The organism is Actinoallomurus spadix (assembly GCF_024055725.1).
Classification (GTDB): domain Bacteria; phylum Actinomycetota; class Actinomycetes; order Streptosporangiales; family Streptosporangiaceae; genus Actinoallomurus; species Actinoallomurus spadix.
The window spans coordinates 110788-128487 of the sequence record NZ_JAMXMX010000015.1 but is presented as its reverse complement, the minus strand read 5'-3'; the positions used below and the strand labels follow the sequence as shown (position 1 = coordinate 128487).

The 17700-nt window shown below is 72.1% G+C and carries 17 protein-coding genes; 7 read left to right on the top strand and 10 right to left on the bottom strand.

Translation table 11 applies throughout. The features are described from left to right. Positions 1-140 precede the first annotated feature (140 nt). The 3 genes from NE235_RS22875 to NE235_RS22865 all read left to right on the top strand — a co-directional run bounded on the left by NE235_RS22875 (position 141) and on the right by NE235_RS22865 (position 2395). The gene (locus tag NE235_RS22875) at positions 141-836 is read left to right on the top strand and encodes an MBL fold metallo-hydrolase (RefSeq protein WP_252806277.1); all 696 of its coding nucleotides are present in this window, start codon (positions 141-143) and stop codon (positions 834-836) included. Positions 837-840: 4 nt separating this feature from the next. Continuing rightward, positions 841-1722 carry a RecB family exonuclease gene (locus tag NE235_RS22870; RefSeq protein WP_252806275.1) on the top strand — a complete coding sequence of 294 codons (882 nt, stop codon included), beginning with the start codon at positions 841-843 and terminating at the stop codon, positions 1720-1722. A 151-nt stretch (positions 1723-1873) separates the two neighbouring features. After that, on the top strand, positions 1874-2395 hold the full coding sequence (locus NE235_RS22865; RefSeq protein ID WP_252806273.1) for a DinB family protein: 522 nt from the start codon (positions 1874-1876) through the stop codon (positions 2393-2395). Positions 2396-2545: 150 nt separating this feature from the next. Here the strand turns inward: NE235_RS22865 and NE235_RS22860 are convergent, their stop codons facing one another. Next, entirely contained in the window at positions 2546-3442 is an 897-nt protein-coding gene (locus tag NE235_RS22860) for an oxygenase MpaB family protein (protein ID WP_252806271.1), read from the bottom strand. Between the two features lie 97 nt (positions 3443-3539). Continuing rightward, entirely contained in the window at positions 3540-4409 is an 870-nt protein-coding gene (locus tag NE235_RS22855) for an alpha/beta fold hydrolase (protein ID WP_252806270.1), read from the bottom strand. 91 nt (positions 4410-4500) lie between these two features. On the opposite strand from NE235_RS22855, the gene NE235_RS22850 reads away from it, so the two are divergent. Both NE235_RS22850 and NE235_RS22845 read left to right on the top strand, forming a co-directional pair. Further along, on the top strand, positions 4501-5229 hold the full coding sequence (locus tag NE235_RS22850) for a glycerophosphodiester phosphodiesterase (RefSeq protein WP_252806268.1): 729 nt from the start codon (positions 4501-4503) through the stop codon (positions 5227-5229). A gap of 90 nt (positions 5230-5319) precedes the next feature. Continuing rightward, entirely contained in the window at positions 5320-7146 is a 1827-nt protein-coding gene (locus tag NE235_RS22845; RefSeq protein WP_252806266.1) for a serine/threonine-protein kinase, read from the top strand. A 99-nt stretch (positions 7147-7245) separates the two neighbouring features. Here NE235_RS22845 and NE235_RS22840 read toward each other — a convergent pair whose 3' ends face one another. Further along, positions 7246-9252 (bottom strand): DEAD/DEAH box helicase, encoded by a 2007-nt coding sequence (locus NE235_RS22840; RefSeq protein ID WP_289849035.1) that lies wholly within the window; start codon positions 9250-9252, stop codon positions 7246-7248. Positions 9253-9474: 222 nt separating this feature from the next. On the opposite strand from NE235_RS22840, the gene NE235_RS22835 reads away from it, so the two are divergent. Beyond that, positions 9475-10119 (top strand): ferritin-like fold-containing protein, encoded by a 645-nt coding sequence (locus tag NE235_RS22835; protein ID WP_252806264.1) that lies wholly within the window; start codon positions 9475-9477, stop codon positions 10117-10119. Positions 10120-10203: 84 nt separating this feature from the next. Further along, positions 10204-12177: a serine/threonine-protein kinase gene (locus tag NE235_RS22830; RefSeq protein WP_252806262.1), complete on the top strand. Its 1974-nt coding sequence runs from the start codon at positions 10204-10206 to the stop codon at positions 12175-12177. A gap of 211 nt (positions 12178-12388) precedes the next feature. Here NE235_RS22830 and NE235_RS22825 read toward each other — a convergent pair whose 3' ends face one another. The 7 genes from NE235_RS22825 to ligD (NE235_RS22795) form a co-directional block, all read right to left on the bottom strand. Next, complete coding sequence (locus NE235_RS22825; protein WP_252806260.1) at positions 12389-12649, bottom strand: GlsB/YeaQ/YmgE family stress response membrane protein; 261 nt, start codon at positions 12647-12649, stop codon at positions 12389-12391. A 120-nt stretch (positions 12650-12769) separates the two neighbouring features. Then, positions 12770-12997, bottom strand: coding sequence for a DUF3107 domain-containing protein (locus tag NE235_RS22820; protein ID WP_252806259.1), 228 nt, complete (start codon positions 12995-12997; stop codon positions 12770-12772). 127 nt (positions 12998-13124) lie between these two features. Next, the gene (locus NE235_RS22815) at positions 13125-13745 is read right to left on the bottom strand and encodes a TetR/AcrR family transcriptional regulator (protein WP_252806256.1); all 621 of its coding nucleotides are present in this window, start codon (positions 13743-13745) and stop codon (positions 13125-13127) included. A gap of 152 nt (positions 13746-13897) precedes the next feature. Further along, positions 13898-14077, bottom strand: coding sequence for a hypothetical protein (locus NE235_RS22810; protein ID WP_252806254.1), 180 nt, complete (start codon positions 14075-14077; stop codon positions 13898-13900). A gap of 23 nt (positions 14078-14100) precedes the next feature. Then, the gene (locus NE235_RS22805) at positions 14101-15441 is read right to left on the bottom strand and encodes a dihydrolipoyl dehydrogenase family protein (RefSeq protein ID WP_252806252.1); all 1341 of its coding nucleotides are present in this window, start codon (positions 15439-15441) and stop codon (positions 14101-14103) included. A gap of 151 nt (positions 15442-15592) precedes the next feature. After that, the gene (gene ligD, locus NE235_RS22800) at positions 15593-16489 is read right to left on the bottom strand and encodes a non-homologous end-joining DNA ligase (RefSeq protein WP_252806250.1); all 897 of its coding nucleotides are present in this window, start codon (positions 16487-16489) and stop codon (positions 15593-15595) included. 83 nt (positions 16490-16572) lie between these two features. After that, a complete protein-coding gene (gene ligD, locus NE235_RS22795; RefSeq protein ID WP_252806247.1) occupies positions 16573-17538 on the bottom strand; it encodes a non-homologous end-joining DNA ligase in 966 nt (321 codons plus the stop codon). Positions 17539-17700 lie beyond the last annotated feature (162 nt).

Below are 17700 nucleotides of genomic sequence, written 5' to 3'. Positions count from 1 at the left end.
TCCGGTCGGGAGGGTAGGACAGGCCTGTTTCACGCGTGTTTCGCCGTTCTCGTCCCACCGGCCTGGTCCGGTGGTGGTCCCGGCGACCGGATGGGCCCGCATGCTGCGCGTCAGGCGTGGGAAGTCGGTAAGGTTCCAATGTGGACGCGCGTATCGACAAAGTGGTGACGTCGGGCAAGGTCACGGTCGACGACACCGAGTACGACATCGAGAGCAACACCTACATCGTCGGGGACGACGACGCGGTGATCGTGATCGATCCCGCCAACGACCCCGAGGCGATCCTCAAGGAGATCGGCGAGCGTGAGGTGATGGCCGTCATCTGCACCGACGGCCGCGATCACCACCTCGGCGCGGTCCTGGAGATCGCCGAGGCCGACGAGGACGACCCGGCGCCGATCGGGCTGCACTCGCGGGACCGGCTGCTGTGGCGTCAGTACTTCCGCGCCCTCGCCAAGAAGGACGAGGACTCGGAGTTCATGAAGGACCTCACGCCGGACATCGACATCGAGGACGGCGGCGTCTTCGAGATCGGCGGCGCGCAGCTGGAGGTCATGCACACGCCCGGGCACACGCCCGGCAGCATCTGCCTCTACAGCGAGCAGCTCGGCGTGCTGTTCTCCGGCGACACCCTGCACAAGGGGCGGCCGGGCCGGGTCGGCGACGAGTACCACGACCTGCAGGACCAGCTGAACTCCATCGGGTCGCTGCTCGGCCCGCTGCCCAAGGACACGCGGGTGCTGCCCGGCCAGGGCGAGGAGACCACCGTCGGCGACGAGGACGCCCAGTGGGAGAGCTGGTTCGCGCTCGCGCAGGAGCCGAGCTCCGAGGACTGACGCGATGGCGGCCGAGCAACTCGGGTTCGAGGGGATGCCGAGGCGGCTCTACCCCTGCACGCCCTCCCGGCTGAACACCTGGCTGGACTGCCCACGCCGGTACCGGATGACCTACCTCGACCGGCCCCGGCCGGACAAGGGTCCGCCGTGGGCGCACAACAGCGTCGGGGCCAGCGTCCACAACGCCCTGGCCGGCTGGTGGCGGCTGCCCGTCGAGGAACGCACCGTCGAGGCGGCCGGCCGGCTGCTCGACCGGGGCTGGCTGACCGACGGCTTCCGGGACGACACGCAGTCCACCGAGTGGCGCCACCGCGCGCGGGAGATGGTCCTGCGCTACACCGCCGGGCTCGACCCGGCGGACGAGCCGGTCGGCGTCGAGCGCACGGTCTCGATGAAGACGCATCTGATCACCGTCCAGGGGCGGGTGGACCGGCTGGACCGGCGCGGTGACGAACTCGTGGTCGTCGACTACAAGACCGGTCGCCGGCCGCTCACCTCCGACGACGCCCGCGCCTCTCTGGCGCTCGCGCTGTACGCCGCCTCGGCCCACCGGATGATGCGGACCCGGTGCCGCCTCGTCGAACTCCACCATCTGCCGACCGGCGAGGTCGCGGTATGGGAGCACACCGACGACTCCCTCGACCGGCACCTCCGCCGCGCCGAGCAGATCGCCGAGGAGTGCGGCGAGGCGGACGAGTGGTACCGCGCGCACGCGCGGCCGGTCGACGCCCGGATCCTGCCGCCGGAGCGCCGTCACGCGCCCTTCGACGAGCGGTTCCCGCCCCGTCCCGGCGCGCTCTGCGCCTGGTGCGACTACGCGCGGCACTGCCCCGAGGGGCGCGCCGCCGCCCCCGCCCGCGACCCCTGGTCCGGCCTGGCGGAGTGACGGCCGGTCGCGGACCGCGCTCCGTCCGGTCGGCAAAGGAGTCGCGGGCCGGACACCGATCCGGAATCCTCGGAGTATGACGAATCTTGCGGAACAGCCTTCCGACGACGACGCGGGGGAGCGGCCTGCCCGACGTTTCGGGTGGTCGGACATGTTCCTCCATCCGGACGAGGATCCCCGGACGGAGGGCTCGTTCGAGGGAGAGCGCGCCACGCTCGTCGGCTACCTGCGCGACCAGCGCCTCACCCTCGAGCTGAAGTGCGCCGGTCTCGACGCCGCGGACCTGGCCCGCCGCTCGGTGCCGCCCTCGAATCTGTCGCTGCTGGGCCTGGTGCGTCACCTGGCGGACGTCGAGCGGAGCTGGTTCCGGCGGGTGATGGCCGGGCAGGACGCGCCGCCGCACTACCGGTCCGAGGCGGACCGCGACGGCGCCTTCAACGGCGCGGTCCCGGACCCGGAGGTCGTCGCGGAGGCGTGGCGAACCTGGCGGGACGAGGTGGCGTTCGCCGAGCGGTTCGTGGAGGAGGCCCCTGATCTCGGCGTCACCGGCGACACCGGCCACGGTCCCATCGCACTGCGGGAGCTGCTGGTGCACATGATCGAGGAGTACGCCCGGCACAACGGCCACGCCGACCTCCTGCGCGAGCGCGTCGACGGCCGGGTCGGCCAGTAGCCGCCCACGGCAGGTCGACGGCCGGGTCGGGCGGTGGCCGTCCCGTGGTTCGCCGGTGGCGGGGTCGGCCGGCGGCCGCGCACGGCCTCGATCGTACGATCCGGGAGCAGGCCGTCAGGACCTGGTAACGCTCGCGGACGCGCAGGAGGCTCAGGCGGCGGCTCGCGGCCAGCGGCGGGGGTCACGCAGGCCTTGCAGGCCCTTGCCGAGGTCATAGCCCTCGGCGGCGAGCCGCTGCCGGGCGCCTTCGAGCATGTCCTTGGTCGCCTGCTGGAACGTCAGATCGTGGACCTTCTCCGGGAGGGCGTTGGCCGCCAGGCGGAAGGACCTGAGCGCCGCCGTCACGACCGGGCCCGGGACCTCGGGCAGGATGCCGTACATCCGCCGGGCCCAGCCGGGGAGGGAGTAGTAGCAGAGCGCGCCGAACGGAACGTACATCGGCTTGCCGGCCGACAGCCAGCGCATCTCTTCGGGCAGCCTCGGCCACAGCAGGAAGCGTACGGTGGAGCGGGCCTCCGGGGTGACCTTCAGCCGCGGGCGCATCTCCGCGAAGAACGCCCTCATCTCCGCCAGGCTGCCCGGCACGTCCTCCTCGTGCAGGCCGACGTAGGTGGCGCTGCGGCGCTGCTCGGCGAGGTAGCGGTCGGCCTGCCGGTCGGTGAGCCGCAGCCCGGAGCGGCGCGCGACCTCCAGGTAGGAGGAGACCTCCGCGCAGTGCACCCACAGCAGGAGTTCAGGGTCGTCGACGCGGTGGACGCGCCCGGTGTCCGGGTCCTTGATCCGCAGCGCCCGGTGGATGTCCCTGACCCGGCGGCCGATGCGGTCGGCCTCTTCGGGTGTCCCCCAGGTGACCACGCCGACGAAGTCGGCCGTGCGCTGGAGCCGGCCGATCGGGTCGTTCTGAAAATCGCTGTTCTGCCAGACTCCGCGCATGGCGATCGGGTGCAGCGCCTGCAGCATGAGGCCGCGGACCCCGCCGACCCACATCGACCGGTCGATGTGCACCTGCCAGGTCACGCTCTGGGGAGGCTGGACGGTCGCTTCCATGCCGTCATGGTAAGTGCTCAGTTACATGAGACGCCAGTCGTTTGTTGTCTCAAAGCGTGTCTCGGAGCTTTCCGCGACGGGTCCCGGCCGGGGGCGGTCAGGCGCGTTCGGCGTCGTTCCAGAACGAGGTCAGCGCGCTCGCGGTGGTCTCCGGCGCCTCGACGGCGGGAGAGTGGGCCGCGCCGGGGATGACCACCTTGCGGGCGTTCAGGCGTTCGGCCATGGCGGCCTGTTCGGAGGGCTCCCAGCCGTCGTCGTTCTCGCCGTACAGGACGAGCACGGGGAGGTCGGCGTCCTCGGTGACCTTGGCGAGGTCGTCCACCCGGTCCGGGCTGGACAGGACCTCGCGGGCCATGGCCATCAGGCCCGCGGGGGAGTTCATGAACATCCGCCGGTGCAGGAACGACACGATCTCCGGAGCGACGCCCTTGGTGATCACCTCGGGCTCGATCCGGGTCGCCCACAGGTGTTCCAGCCCGACCTTGGGCAGCGCGGCGAGCAGGACGCGGGCCTCGACCTCGCGTGACCCTCCGATCGCGGCCGGCCCCGAGCTCATCAGCGTGTACGACGCCGGCAGAGCGGGGTCGGTCATCACCGCCTCGCGGGTCACGAGACCGCCGAAGGAGTGCCCGACGAGGTGCACCTGGTCGTCGAAGTGCTCCATGACGGCGGCGATGTCCGCGCCGAGCTCGGCGCAGGTGTAGGCCGCCGGATCGTCCGGGCCGGGAGTCTCGTGCTGGCCGCGCATGTCGAGCGCGACGACGCGGCGCCCGCCGCCCGCGAGGGTCTGCAGCACCGCGATGAAGTCCTCTTTGCTGCCGGTGAAGCCGGGCACCAGCAGTGCGGGTCCCCGCTCGCAGACGCCGGAGCCCGGGAGCGCCTCGAGCACGGCGAACGTGCCGCGCGAGGTGTTGATGTCCGTGCGGCGAACGCCGGGAGGCAGACTGAGGAACCGGGGCGTACTCACTGGCAGGAGCTTACTTGCACATGCCAATATCGACACCATCTTAGCGATTTGGCTGGTGATCCGCTGGGGTTCGCGAAGGTACCCTCAAGGCATGACGGCTGCCGTCTCCGCCCACAAGGGCGGATCCGAGGTCGCCCGGGCCGCCACCTGGGAGGCGTACGAGAGCGCTTTGACGACGGGCGCGGAGTACGTCGAGTTCGACATCCGCCGCACCTGTGACGGAGAGTTCGTCGTCTTCCACGACCAACGCGTCGCGAACCGCCCCGTGGCGGGCCTGACCTATGAGGAGCTGTGCGCCGCCGCGGGTCTGCGCGTGCCGCGCGTCCACGACGTCATGTCCCTGATCGCGGGCCGCATGAAGGGGCACCTCGACCTCAAGGAGGTCGGCGACGAGGCGGAGATCATCACGCTCGCCCTCGACACCCTTGGTCCGGAGGGCTTCGTCGCGACGACGCTGGAGGACTCCTCGATCGCCCGGATCAAACGGGAGTTCCCGCAGGTGACCGCCGCTCTGTCGCTGGGGCGCAGCCTCCGCGAGGTCTCGTGGCTGATGAAGGCCCCGACCCGGATTCAGGAGCTGTACCCGCTGCGCCGCATGCGCGAGTGCGGCGCCGACTGGCTCGCCGTCCACCGCCGGCTGGCGCGGGCCACCGTGCTGCGGATGTGCGGCCGGCTGGGGATTCCGGCCATGGTCTGGACGGTCAACGACGAGTCACGGATGCGGCGGTTCCTCGGCGACGAGCGGGTGACCGTCCTCATCACCGACCGGCCGCGCTGCGCCCTGCGGCTCCGTCAGACCGGCCTGTCCACCGCCGGCTGAGGAACGCCTCCGTTTCCGTCGGCCCGCACCTCCGTCTCCGTTAGTCTGCATGATCGTTGTGCTGTGAGGTGATACGGGGGCCTGAAGAGGATGTCGGCGGACGACCGGATCGGCCCGCTGCCCACCACCGATCCGGCGGAGCTGGGGCCGTACCGCCTGCTCGGGGTGATCGGCCACGGCGGGATGGGCACGGTGTACCTCGCCGAGTCCGCCTCCGGCGAGCGCGTGGCGGTCAAGGTGATCAACGTCGACTTCGCGCAGGATCCCACCTTCCGTCATCGGTTCCGCCGCGAGGTGGAGGCCGCCCGCCGGGTCCGCCGGTTCTGCACCGCTCCGGTGATCGACGCCCGGACCGACGAGGAGCCGCTCTACATCGTCACCGAGTACCTGGCCGGGCCCGACCTCGCCGCGTTCGTACGGGAGTCGGGGCCGCTGCGCGGAGCGAGCCTCGACCATCTGGCGGTCGGAGTGGCGACGGCTCTGGGCGCGATCCACGGTGCGGGGATCGTGCACCGAGACCTCAAGCCCGCGAACGTGCTGCTGGCCCCGATGGGCCCCCGGGTCATCGACTTCGGCATCGCGCGTGCCCTCGACAGCGTGACCGAGGCGACTCGGCCGGGGCAGCTCGTCGGCACCCCGGCCTACATGGCCCCGGAGGTCATCCAGGGGAAGCGCGCGACGACGGCGTCCGACATCTTCGCCTGGGGCGCCGTGGTGGCCTTCGCCGGTACGGGCGGCACACCGTTCTCCGGCGGAGAACTGCCGGCCGTGCTTTACCGGATCATGCACGAGGAGCCGTCGCTCGACGGTCTGGACGAGGCGGTACGGCCGCTGGTGGAGCGGGCGCTCGACAAGGACCCGGCGCGGCGCCCGTCGGCACGGGAACTGCTGTCCGGCCTGACAGGGCACGTGCGAGCCGATCCGGCGCGGCCACCGGCCGACCGAGTGCCGCCGTCGGGTGACGCGGCGCGGTCGTCGGGCGACGCGGGTGCCGGGGACCGGTCGGCCGGGCGGCTTCCCGAGCTTTCGTCCGGTCGGCCGAGCACCGGCCCGGCGGCGACCGCGCCCCGGCCGGAGCAGGCGACCGGGCAGGCGTCACCCGGTGCCGCGGCCGATCCGGGCGCCACCCTCCTCGCGACGGGGGCGCCCGCGGGTACGGAGCCGGCCGGACCGGCGCGGGAAGGAGACGAGGGGCGGCACCGCCTCAGGACCCGGCGTATCGCCTGGATCGCCGCGGCCACCGCCGGGGCCGCCGTCGCGATCGGTGCGGTCGTCGCGCTGATGCCGTTCGGAGGGGCGACGAGGACCGTCCCCGTCTACACCAGCAGCTTCTTGCCCGACGCCCCGACCTGGGACCGCGACAGGTACACGTCCTATGTCGCGGGTCGCTACCGGATGACGGCCGAGGGCCGGGCGGACAACGATTCGAAGCCCGCGCCGTACCCGTCGCAGGACCTGCCTTCCCGCCTGGAGGCGGACGTCGACGCGGCCGTCGTGGCCGGACCCGGCGACGGCGCGATGGGCCTGGGGTGCCGAGGGCCGGACTACCGGATCCTCGACGGCTACGTCTTCCTGGTGCGGCCGGACGGCCACGAAGCCTTCATCCGCGAGGTGACCAGAGCCGGCTCATGGACGCTGGCCATGGTTCCGCGGGTCCGGGGCTATCGGGACACGGTCGCCGGGGGCGGCTCGCCGAGCACGAATCACTTGATGATCCAGTGTGAGCCTCAGGGGGCGAAAGTCCGCCTCCGCCTCTGGGTGAACGGCCGGCTCACCGCCGAGGCCATGGACGGACAGGATCCGTTGGCGGTCGGGCAGACGGGTCTCGTGGTGATGCGCGGCAGCGGAGCGCACGGTGGTCAGACGGTCGTCGACTTCGACGACTACCGGATCTCACGGCTCGAAGGCGGCGACTGAGCCCCGGATCGGAGGGCGGACCGACGGATCCGCCCCGCGCCGGGGCCGGAACATGAATAAGGGGCGTGATCGTGATCACGCCCCTCCTTCGGTCGTCCGTCAGACGGACTCGCGCGCTCCGCCGCGCGTACGGCGCTTCTTCCTGGCCGCCGGGCGTACCGGCTCGACGTACTCCGGCACCTCGTCCGTCACGTCGATCGGCGGCGGCAGGAACTGCACCATCGGGATGCCCGCCGGGCTGATCACCACGGGGGCCGTGGCGGGCTCGGGCCGTGCCGCCGGCGCCTCGGGCACCGCGTCGTCCGTGTCGAACGCCGCGGGAGCCTTCTCCGCCTCGACCGTCTCGACCACCTCGGTGCTCGCCTCGGTCGCCGACACGGTGTCCCCCGTCTCCACGGCGCGCCGGCGCGTACGGCGTGCGGGAGCCATGGCCTCCTGCGTGGTCGCAGGGACCTCCTGCGTGGTCGTAGGAGCCTCCTGCGTGGTCGTAGGAGCCTCCTGCGTGGTCGCAGGGGCCTCCTGCGTGGCCGTAGGAGCCTCCTGCGCGTCGGTGGCGACCTCGGGCGCCTGCGCCGTCACCTCGGCGAAGGTCGGCGCGGGCTCGGCGGGGTGCGTCGCCGGCTCCGCCTTCCGGCGCGTGTGCCGCCGGGCCGTCTCCTCCGCCGTGACCGCGTCGCCGTCGACGGGGTGCCCGCTGCGCGTGCGCTGCCGGGAGCGGGTCCGCTGCCGTGCCGGGCGGCGCGGCTCCTCCTGGCGGCCGTGCGACCGGCTGCGACCGGTCTCGCCGATGTCCTCGACCTCTTCGGCCTCCAGCCCGGCCCGGTCCCGCTGCGCCTTCGGCAGGACGCCGGTGATGTCGGACGGGATGTCCAGCACCTCGTACAGGTGCTCGGAGGTGGAGTAGGTCTCGACCGGCTCGGCAAAGTCCAGGCCGAGCGCGGTGTTGATCAGCTTCCAGCGCTGCAGATCCGCCCAGTCGACGAGCGTGACCGCGATGCCCTCCTTGCCCGCGCGGCCGGTACGGCCGATGCGGTGCACGTAGGTGTCGGCGGCGTCCGGGCACTCGTAGTTGACGACGTGGGTGACGTCGTCGACGTCGAGGCCGCGCGCCGCCACGTCCGTGGCGACGAGCACGTCGATCTTGCCGGACCGGAAGGCTCGCAGGGCGCGCTCCCGCTGCCCCTGCCCGAGGTCCCCGTGCACGGCGGCGGCGGCGAAGCCACGCCGGGTGAGGTCCTCGGCGACCCGGTCGCAGGCCCGCTTGGTCTGGCAGAACACCATGGTCAGGCCGCGGTCGCGCGCCTGCAGGACCCGGGCGAGCAGCTCGGGCTTGTCCATCTGGTGTGCCTGGAAGACGTGCTGCGTGACCTGCGGAGTGGTCTCGGACTCATCGTGCGACTCGGCCCGTACGTTCGTCGGCCGGGTGAGGTACTTGCGCGACAGCGCGACGATCTCGCCGGGCATGGTGGCCGAGAACAGCATCGTCTGACGCCGCTCGGGCACCTTGGCGACGAGACGCTCGATGTCGGGCAGGAAGCCGAGGTCGAGCATGCGGTCGGCCTCGTCCAGGACGAGCACCGAGACCTGGGACAGGTCGAGGTACTTCTGCTTGACCAGGTCGAGCAGTCGCCCGGGCGTGCCGACGACGACCTCGACGCCGTTCTTGAGGGCGTCGATCTGCGGCTCGTACGCGCGGCCGCCGTACACCGAAAGGACCCGGCTGCCGAGCTTGCCGCCGGCGGTGGTCAGGTCGTCGGTGACCTGGACGGCCAGCTCACGCGTCGGCACGATGACCAGGGCCTGCGGCTTCTTCCCGCCGTGCTCGATGCGCTGCAGCAGCGGAATGCCGAAGGCCAGGGTCTTGCCGGTGCCCGTGCGTGCCTGACCGATGATGTCGTGCCCGCCGAGACCGATGGGAATCGCGAGCAGCTGGATCGGGAACGGTTCGACAATGCCCTCTGTTTCGAGGGCGTCTGCTATTTCGGGGACAATCCCGAGCTCATGAAACGTCGTCAGGGCCTTCAGCCTCCAGTGTGCGGGTCCGCTCAACGCCGCGTGCGCACCGTGACCGGTGGCGCGGCGAGCCGTCTCGCGGTTGCGCCTCATGCGCCGTCTCCGGCAGGGCTCTGCGGCACCCGCCGGTCGTCGCATGCGATCGCGCCTTCGCGCGGGAGGGACCAGCCGACAAAATCTTCCTAGGGTGTGACCGGGTATGGGGTCGCGCTCTGCAGCGACCGGTCACAGTTCGACACGCAGTGTAGCTGGCCGGGGCGGGATTCAAAAGCCCCTGCCGTCCTAGTCCAACGCTTCGGCGTACGATTTCATTTCATGTCTTCGGCCGTACCCCCTTTTTCCGCCCGGCCACACGCCCTCTACGGACTGCTGGCGTGCGTTCGGTTGACCGCGTTCGAGCAGCGGGCGGCGGACGCGGGCCGGGCGGCCTCCTACGAGGACAAGGTCGTGCTCGCCGGCCTGGCGACCGGGGCGTTCGCCCAGTTCGAGCTGCTGCGCGACCGGCTGATCGAGGCCGGTGCGGACCCGTACGAGGCGATGCGGCCCTACCAGGACGCGATCAGCGCGTTCCACGAGCGTGCGCGGCCCGCCGACGCGATGGAGGCGCTGACCAAGGTGTACGTCGCCGACTCCATCCTGGCCGACCTCTACCGTGAGGCCGTGGAGAAGGCCGATCCCGGCACACGTGCGGTGGTCCACGAATCCTTGGCCGATTCCGGCCACGCGGAGATTCTGACCGAGCGGTTGCGCGCGGCGGCGGAGAACGACGCCCGGCTGGCGTCCCGGCTGGGGCTGTGGGCCCGGCGCCTCGTGGGTGAGGCGCTGAGCCAGGCCCACGCGCTCGCGGAGCAGAATCCCGAGGTGGGGGCGCTGTTCGGCGAGGAGGGCGTGGCGGCGATGTTCGGCCGGATCGTCGACCGTCACCAGGCGCGGATGCGGGCCGTCGTCCTGCGCGACTGACGTCGATCGCAGATGGCGCGTGGCGTTGCTTCCAGTAACCGTGCGTATCCAGTACTTTCCCCCTCTTGACGGAGGAGGACGAAGTTGGGCGATTGGGCGCTTCCCGGCTACTCGGAAGTGCGTGAGCTTGGCAAGGGCGGCTTCGGACGGGTCGTGCTCGCCCGGCATGACGCGTCCGGCGCGCATGTGGCGGTCAAATACCTGACCGCCGACCTCCTCGCCGATCAGCGGTTCGTCGGTGGCTTCCGGGCCGAGGCGCGGATACTGCGGCAGCTCGACAGCCCGCACATCGCGCGCCTGTACGACTTCGTCGAGTCCGGCGACGGCGCGGCGATCGTGATGGAGGCGGTCGACGGCATCGCGCTGCGCGAACTCCTCGACCGGGACGCACCCCTCGAACCGCAGGCGGCCCTGGCGGTGCTCAAGGGCTCCCTCCTCGGGCTGGGGACCGCGCACGAGCGCGGCGTCGTACACCGCGACTACAAGCCCCAGAACGTCCTGGTGCAGGCCGGCGGCCAGAGCAAGCTGATCGACTTCGGCATCGCGCTGCGATCCGGGCAGAGCGGGGAGATCCTGGGCACGCCGCCCTACATGGCGCCGGAGCAGTGGCAGGGCGCGCCCGCGGCCCCGGCCACCGACGTGTACGCGGCGACCTGCGTCTTCTTCGAGTGTGTTACCGGTCATACTCCCTTCCAGGGAGACACGCCCCAGACCTACCGGATCCAGCACACCAACGCGCGGGTCCCCCTCCACGAGCTCCCGGACGCGGTACGCGGCCTGGTCGCCCGGGGGATGGCCAAGCATCCCGCCGAACGGCCGGTCGGTGCGGCGGCGTTCGTGACCGAGCTGGAGAACGTGGCCACGGACGCCTACGGGCCGGACTGGGAATCCGACGGTTGGCGGCGGCTGGCCGAGGCGGCTGCCGGGCTGGCCGCGCTGTTCCCCCTCGCGGCGATCCTGGCGAGCGGCTCGGGCGCGCCGGCCGGTGGCATCGCCGCCGGCGGCGCCGCGGGTGGCGGCGGTGGTTCGGTGGCGGGGAGCGGTGCCGCCGCGAGCGGCGCGGCGGGCGGTGGCGCCGGCGGAACGGGGGCCACGGCCGGCAGCGGGGCCACGGGAGCCGGTGGCGGAGCCGCCGGGGCCGGCGGTGGTGGGGCGCACGCGGCGGGCGGTGCCGGACACGCCGCGGCCCAGGGTGCGGCGAAGGGCCTCCTCTCGAGCGCCGGTGCCAAGGCGGCGGTGGCGATCGCCGGCGCCGTCGTCGTCGGATCGGCCGGGACCGCCGTCGTCGTCTCCCGGGGAGGGGGCGGGCACCCGGCGGCCAGGCGGACGCGCCCGGCGGCCGCCGCGCAGCCGCTCACCGTGAACGTCGCGGCCTCCAGCAGGACGCTCCGCCGCGGGCGCACCATGATCACGCGGTACGTCCAGGTGAGCGGACTGAAGGACCAGACGGTGCAGGCCAAGATCAACAAGGCCCTCCGGACGCCGGTCGACAAGACCCTCGCCGAGTTCAAGACCGCGTTCGTCATGCAGCCGGCCCAGGCGGGCAGCGCGCCGACCGGCACACTGGAATCCGCCGCGGCGGTGGGGCTCGGCGGCCCGAAACTGCTCTCCGTGACGTACACGTTCGCCGACAGCAGTGACGCGAACCGGCAGATCCCCGCCAGCTCGCAATTCACCGTGATCCTGGACCTGGCGACGGGCCGGGCGCTGGGGACCGCGGACCTGCTGCTTCCCGCCGCGCGGACGGCGGCAGGGGCACACGGCCTCGCGAGGGTTCTCGATCCGCAGGGCAACGGCGCCGTCTGCGCCCCCGGTCGCCCTCTGACCGGCCGTGACCTGGGCCGCGGGCTCGAGATCTCCCCGACCGTGACCGGGATCACGTTCACGATCCGTAACTGGATCGACCTGGGCTGCCCGCACGCCGACGTCGGCCGGGCGTTCGACGTGCCGTACGCGAAGCTGGGCACGTACGTCCGTCCGGAGTTCGTGGCGACGGCCAAGGCATCCCGCCCCGGGACCGGGACGAAGACGGTGGCGCCGGCGCCCACCCACTCCTGACCCCGGCGCGGGTCCGCGGCCCTACACGCGCCCCGGTCCGGGGCGCGGACCCTCCGTACGCGCCCCGGGTCCGGGTGCGTAACCCATACGAGCCGTGGTCCGGGGGTGGCCTCGTACCGGCCCTGGACACGCGGTGAGGCCCCCGCTCAGGAGCGGGGGCCTCACCGGGGGTCAGGTCAGGTTTCGTGTGGACGGGTCCGTGGCGGGCCGATCAGAACACGCCGCGACGCGAGCCCCATTTGCCGCGGCTGATCAGCGCGACACCGGCGGCGGCCACCAGGACCGAAATGATGAAGGCGATGATGCTGCCGGCCCCGAGCGCGTTCGCGATGACACCGCCGATCACCGCGCCGACGATTCCGATCAGGATCGTCAGAGCGATGCCCATCGGGTTCGGGCCGGGCACGACCAGACGCGCGACAGCCCCGATGATGGCACCGATAATGATGAACCAGATTATTGTCATCAGCATTTCTCAGACCACCTCCTGCCGGACCGGATCCGGCGCTTCGGATTCGCGCGGTCTGTATGCCCCCCTCCGAAGGACTCATTCCAATTTTTGGAAAAAGTCGGAACGAATCTTCGGGAGGGGTCAGTAGGAGCCGAAGCCGACGCTCCGGGACTCCGACTCGGCGATCTCGACGTAGGCGAGCTTGTCCGCCGGCACGACCACCCGGGCGCCGTCCCTGCTGCGGAGCATGAAGACACCGCCTTCTTCGGCCACCGCGTCGTGCACCGCGTGCTCCACCTCGTCGGCGGACAGCGAGGTCTCGACGACGAGCTCCTTGGGCACCGACTGCACACCGATCCGTACCTGCACGTTCTTCCCTCCGTCGCGGGGCGGTGGCGGGACCGCCCCTGGCGTACCTCAGGTCGGCTGGATCCGACTTACCGGCACTATCGCACGGACCGGTGCACGGACGGGGCGGTGGAGGGGAGCGCGGAGGTCAGGTGGTGCGCGGGAAACCGCCGATGCCGCGCCACTGCAGCCGCGCGATGAGGTGCTCGGCCTGGTCCTTGGTGATCTCGCCGCGCTGCGACAGCCAGTAGCGCGCGCTGACCTCGGCCATGCCGACCAGCCCCATGCCCAGGAGGTGCGCCTCGTCGCTGGAGACGCCGGTGTCCTCCTGGATGACCTGCGCGATCATCTCGGCGCACAGCTGGTTCGTGCGGTCCACCCGGGCGCGAACGGCGGCGACGTTGCGCAGGTCGGACTCGAAGACCAGGCGGTACGCCTCGCCCTCCCCGGCCACGAAGTCGTAGAACGCCTCGATGGTCCGCTGCACGCGCAGCTTGTTGTCCGGCGTCGAGGCCAGCGCGCCGCGCAGCCGCTGGACGAGCCCTTCGGCGTGCTCGTCCAGCAGCGCGAGGTACAGCTCGAGCTTGCCCGGGAAGTGCTGGTACAGCACGGGCTTGCTGACGCCTGCGCGTTCGGCGATCTCGTCCATCGCGGCGGCGTGGTAGCCCTGCGCGACGAACACCTCCTGGGCGGCGCCCAGCAACTGGCGGCGGCGGGCCAGCCGCGGGAGCCTCGTGCCCCGGGGGCGGGCGTCCGGGGTTGCGGTCACGTGAGTTCTCCGATCACCTGTCCGGGCGACGCCGAGGCGCCGCGCGCGCTGAGGGCTACCATCCTACGACCGGGTAACCCCGGCCCGGGGGAACCCGGCGACGCCGGCGTGACGGCGGTGTCCCCGTGCGCGTGAGCGGCGTCCCACGCGGGTCACCGGTAGTCGTCCTCGTCGAGGTCGATCTCGTACCTCTGCTCCGCGGCGTCGGCCTCGTTGACCTCGACCGGGAACGTGGTGGGCCACGGGCCCTCGGCGTCGCGCACCGCCACGTGCTGCTCGGCGGCGTCGGCCTCGGGAGCCTCGAGGCTCAATTCGATCTCGTCATCGGGCATGGCGTCTCTCCCCCAAGAGAGTCTCAGAGCTGCTCGGCCAGTTCGCGCAGGACCGGTTCGAAGGCCTCACCGTACGTCGGGAAGGCGTGGACCACATCGGTGAGGATCCGAAGCGGCGTCTCGGCCCGGATCGCCAACGTGATCTCGCTCATCCATTCCTCAGCGTAGAGCCCGACCGCGGCGGCGCCCACGAGAACGCCCCGGGCCCGGTCGGCGTACAGCTCCACCCGGCCGCGGTCGTCGTCCTCCACGGCGGCACGGGCGGTCCCGGACAGGTCGTACCCCGCCGCGATCAGTTCCAGCCCGCTCGCGGCCAGTGGGGAGACGCCCACCGCGTACACCGAGGGCGTCGTGTAGACGGCACGGGGGATCGCGCGGTAGTCCGCCTCCCGGCGCTTGCCCAGGACGTTGGAGACCACCACCGCGGCCTGGTAGTTCGCGGTGTGGGTGTACGGCGCGACGCCGGTCACGTCCCCGGCCGCCCACACGTGGGTGCCGTCGGTGGCCTCCGAGGCCATGGCGGCGTGGCAGGTGGCGTCGACGGCGATGCCGCGCTCCGGGTCGACGCGGACGCCGATCGTCTCCAGCCCCAGGTCCGCGACACGCGGGCGCCGGCCCGCCGCGATGAGGATCCGGTCCGCATCGATGTGGTTGCCGTCGGACAGCACCAGGCGCAGCCCCGTCTCGGTGCGCTCCGCGCGCGTCGCAGCCACGCCGAGCCGCAGGTCGGCGCCCATCCTCCGCAGCGCGTCGGCGAGCGTCTCGCCTGCGAACGGGGCCTCGGCCGACAGCAGCCGCTCGGCCGGCTCGACCAAAGTGACGTGCGAGCCGAACGCCGCGTAGATCTGGGTCAGCTCGCAGCCGACCGCGCCGCCGCCGAGCACGATCAGCCGGCGCGGCAGGTCGGGCCGCGTCAGGGCCTCGTCACTGGTCCAGGTGGGCACCTCGTCGATGCCCTCGACCGAGGGCCGTACCGGCTCGCTGCCGGTGGCCACCACCAGGTCGGTGTAGCCGTACTCGGCGCCCTCGACCTCGACCACGCCGGGCCGTACGACCCGGCCGCGGCCGCGCACGACGGTCACACCGGCCTCGGCCATCTGGGCGGCGGTGGCCGCGTCGTCGAGGTGACGGGTCACCTCGTCGCGGCGCGCGACCGCGTGCTCCCACGTCTCACCGAGCCGCGCCGAGTGCAGCAGCGTCTTGGACGGCATGCACGCGAAATACGGGCACTCCCCGCCGACCAGGCGGTCCTCTACGAGCGCGACCGAACGGCCCGCCCGCGCCAGGTCGGCGGCGATGTTCTTGCCGGAGCCTCCGCCCAGCACGACGACGTCATAGCGCCTGTCCTGCGCGTCGTCCGTCACCTGATCATCCTTCCCCATTCCACGCGCCGTGCGCGTGTCACCTCCACCGGCGCTCACGGCGACGTTCCGGCGCCGTGACCACCGCCCACGATTGTGGTCCCTCCGAGTAATGGTGACGCACCGGACAGCTTCGTGTACGCGCGGCGGGCCTTCACGGCAGCTTCTGACGCAGCGTCAGCAGCGGCTCCAGAAGGTCCCCGTGCCGCTCGACGCGCTCGCGCACCTCGTCCGGTCCGAACCACAACGCCGCGCCGGAGTCCACTTCGTCCCACGTCACCGGCGTGGAGACGGAGGGCTCTTCGGCGGCTCGCAAAGAGTACGGCGCGACCGTGGTCTTGTGCCGGTTGTTCTGGCTCCAGTCGACGAAGACCTTGCCGGAGCGCAGCCTCTTCTCCATCCGGCTGACCACCAGGTCCGGGTGTTCCCGCTCGAGCCTGCGCGCAGCCTCCTTGGCGTAGGCGGACGTGTGCCGGTCGGAGGTCTCCTTGACCGGGACGTACAGGTGCAGGCCCTTCTTGCCGCTCGTCTTCGGGAACGACCGCAGCCCGTCCGCCGCGAGCAGGTCGCGCAGCAGGCAGGCGACCTCGCGGGCCTCCTCGACCGTGGCGGGCGGGCCGGGGTCGAGGTCGAAGACCAGCAGGTCCGGCTCACGCTGCGCGCCCCGGGGGCCGACCCGCCACTGCGGCACGTGGAGTTCGAGCGCGGCCAGATTCGCGCACCAGACCAGGGCCGGCAGCCCGTCGATGATCACGAAGTTCACCGCGTCGCGGCTCCCGCCGGGCGTCGGCAGGCAGGCGGTGCGCACCCACGCGGGAGTGTGGGAGGGCGCGTTCTTCTCGAAGAACGTCTGCCCCTCCACGCCGTCGGGGTAGCGCAGGCGCGTCGCCGGCCGGTCCTTCAGGTGGGGGAGGAGCACCGGGGCGATCCGCGCGTAGTAGTCGATGACCTCGCCCTTCGTGAAGCCATGCCGGGGGTACATGACCTTGTCGAGGTTGGACAGCGTCAGCTGGACGCCGTCGACCCGGACGCTCGTCTTGGTGTCGCTCACCGGCTCTCCTCGGGGGGCTCGGCCTGCTCACGGGCCATCTCCCCGGCAGCGCCGCTTTCAACCACCGGCCGGCCGTGTACGGGCTACGGCTCGGCGCGGACCTCTCCGGGGTCGACGTCGGGGCGGAGCCCCCGCCAGGAGGCGTGCAGCAGCATCCCGTCCAGGGTCCAGCGGGCGAACTCCACCTCGCCGACGAGCCAGGGCTCCACCCAGTGCGCGGCGCGGGCGTACTCGCGCGGGATCTCCGTGGCGTACGGGCTGGTGGATCGCTCCAACGGAGTGATGATCTTGTGGAGGTCGTCCAGCGCCGCGTCCGTGAACCCGGTGCCGACGTGCCCGACGAAGCGCAGGCCGCCGTCGTCGTAGACGCCGAGCAGTAGGGACCCGACCCCGCCCTCCCGGCGGCCCTGCCCGGGCTTCCAGCCGCCGATGACGACCTCCTGCGTACGGAAGTTCTTGATCTTCCGCCAGTGATCAACGCGCCGGCCGGGCCGGTACGGCGAGTCGAGCCGCTTGGCGATCAGGCCCTCCAGGCCCTGCTCCCTGGTGTACGCGAGCAGCTCGTCGACCTGGTCCACGGCCGTGCCCGGCAGGTACGGCGGGGCCTCGACGGGCCCGGCGGCCAGCTCCAGCTCGTCCAGCAGCGCCCGCCGGTCGCGGTACGGCAGGTCGTACAGCAGGTAGCCGTCCAGATACAGCAGGTCGAACGCGATGAAGTGCACCGGAACGCGGCGGGCCAGCATCGGATCCGGGTGCTCCACGTGCATCCGGTGCTGCAGGCGCTGGAAACTGGGCAGGCCGCGCTCGTCGAAGGCCACCACCTCGCCGTCGACGACCGCCGCCTGACCGGGCAGGAGGTCCGCGAGGACCTGCAGCTCCGGATAGCGGTGGGTCGCGTCCAGGCCGCGGCGGCCGGCCGCCCGGACCCGCCCGCCGGAGACGTACACCATCGCGCGAACGCCGTCCCACTTGAGCTCCAGGCCCCAGCGGTCGGCGTCGTCCGGCAGCCCGCCCGGGGTCGCGAGCATCGGCTGGACATCAGAGGGCATGGGGTCACCCATACGATCATTTCTGCCCATGCCGCTCCCTTCTGACGCCCGGGAGCCCGGTGGTTTCACCGGTCCGGCACGGTCCCATGGCCGAGCCAGGGTCCGTCCGTGGTGCGGCGCGTACGGCCCGCTCACCCGGGGGACACTTCGCCCCACCGCGAC

Coding starts and splice junctions, on each gene's coding strand:
- NE235_RS22850 (WP_252806268.1), top strand. CDS start 4,501: ATGACGGCTGCCGTCTCCGCCCACAAGGGCGGATCCGAGGTCGCCCGG.
- NE235_RS22860 (WP_252806271.1), bottom strand. CDS start 3,442: ATGGAAGCGACCGTCCAGCCTCCCCAGAGCGTGACCTGGCAGGTGCAC.
- NE235_RS22825 (WP_252806260.1), bottom strand. CDS start 12,649: ATGCTGATGACAATAATCTGGTTCATCATTATCGGTGCCATCATCGGG.
- NE235_RS22845 (WP_252806266.1), top strand. CDS start 5,320: ATGTCGGCGGACGACCGGATCGGCCCGCTGCCCACCACCGATCCGGCG.
- NE235_RS22810 (WP_252806254.1), bottom strand. CDS start 14,077: ATGCCCGATGACGAGATCGAATTGAGCCTCGAGGCTCCCGAGGCCGAC.
- ligD (WP_252806247.1), bottom strand. CDS start 17,538: ATGCCCTCTGATGTCCAGCCGATGCTCGCGACCCCGGGCGGGCTGCCG.
- NE235_RS22840 (WP_289849035.1), bottom strand. CDS start 9,252: ATGAGGCGCAACCGCGAGACGGCTCGCCGCGCCACCGGTCACGGTGCG.
- NE235_RS22835 (WP_252806264.1), top strand. CDS start 9,475: ATGTCTTCGGCCGTACCCCCTTTTTCCGCCCGGCCACACGCCCTCTAC.
- NE235_RS22870 (WP_252806275.1), top strand. CDS start 841: ATGGCGGCCGAGCAACTCGGGTTCGAGGGGATGCCGAGGCGGCTCTAC.
- NE235_RS22865 (WP_252806273.1), top strand. CDS start 1,874: ATGTTCCTCCATCCGGACGAGGATCCCCGGACGGAGGGCTCGTTCGAG.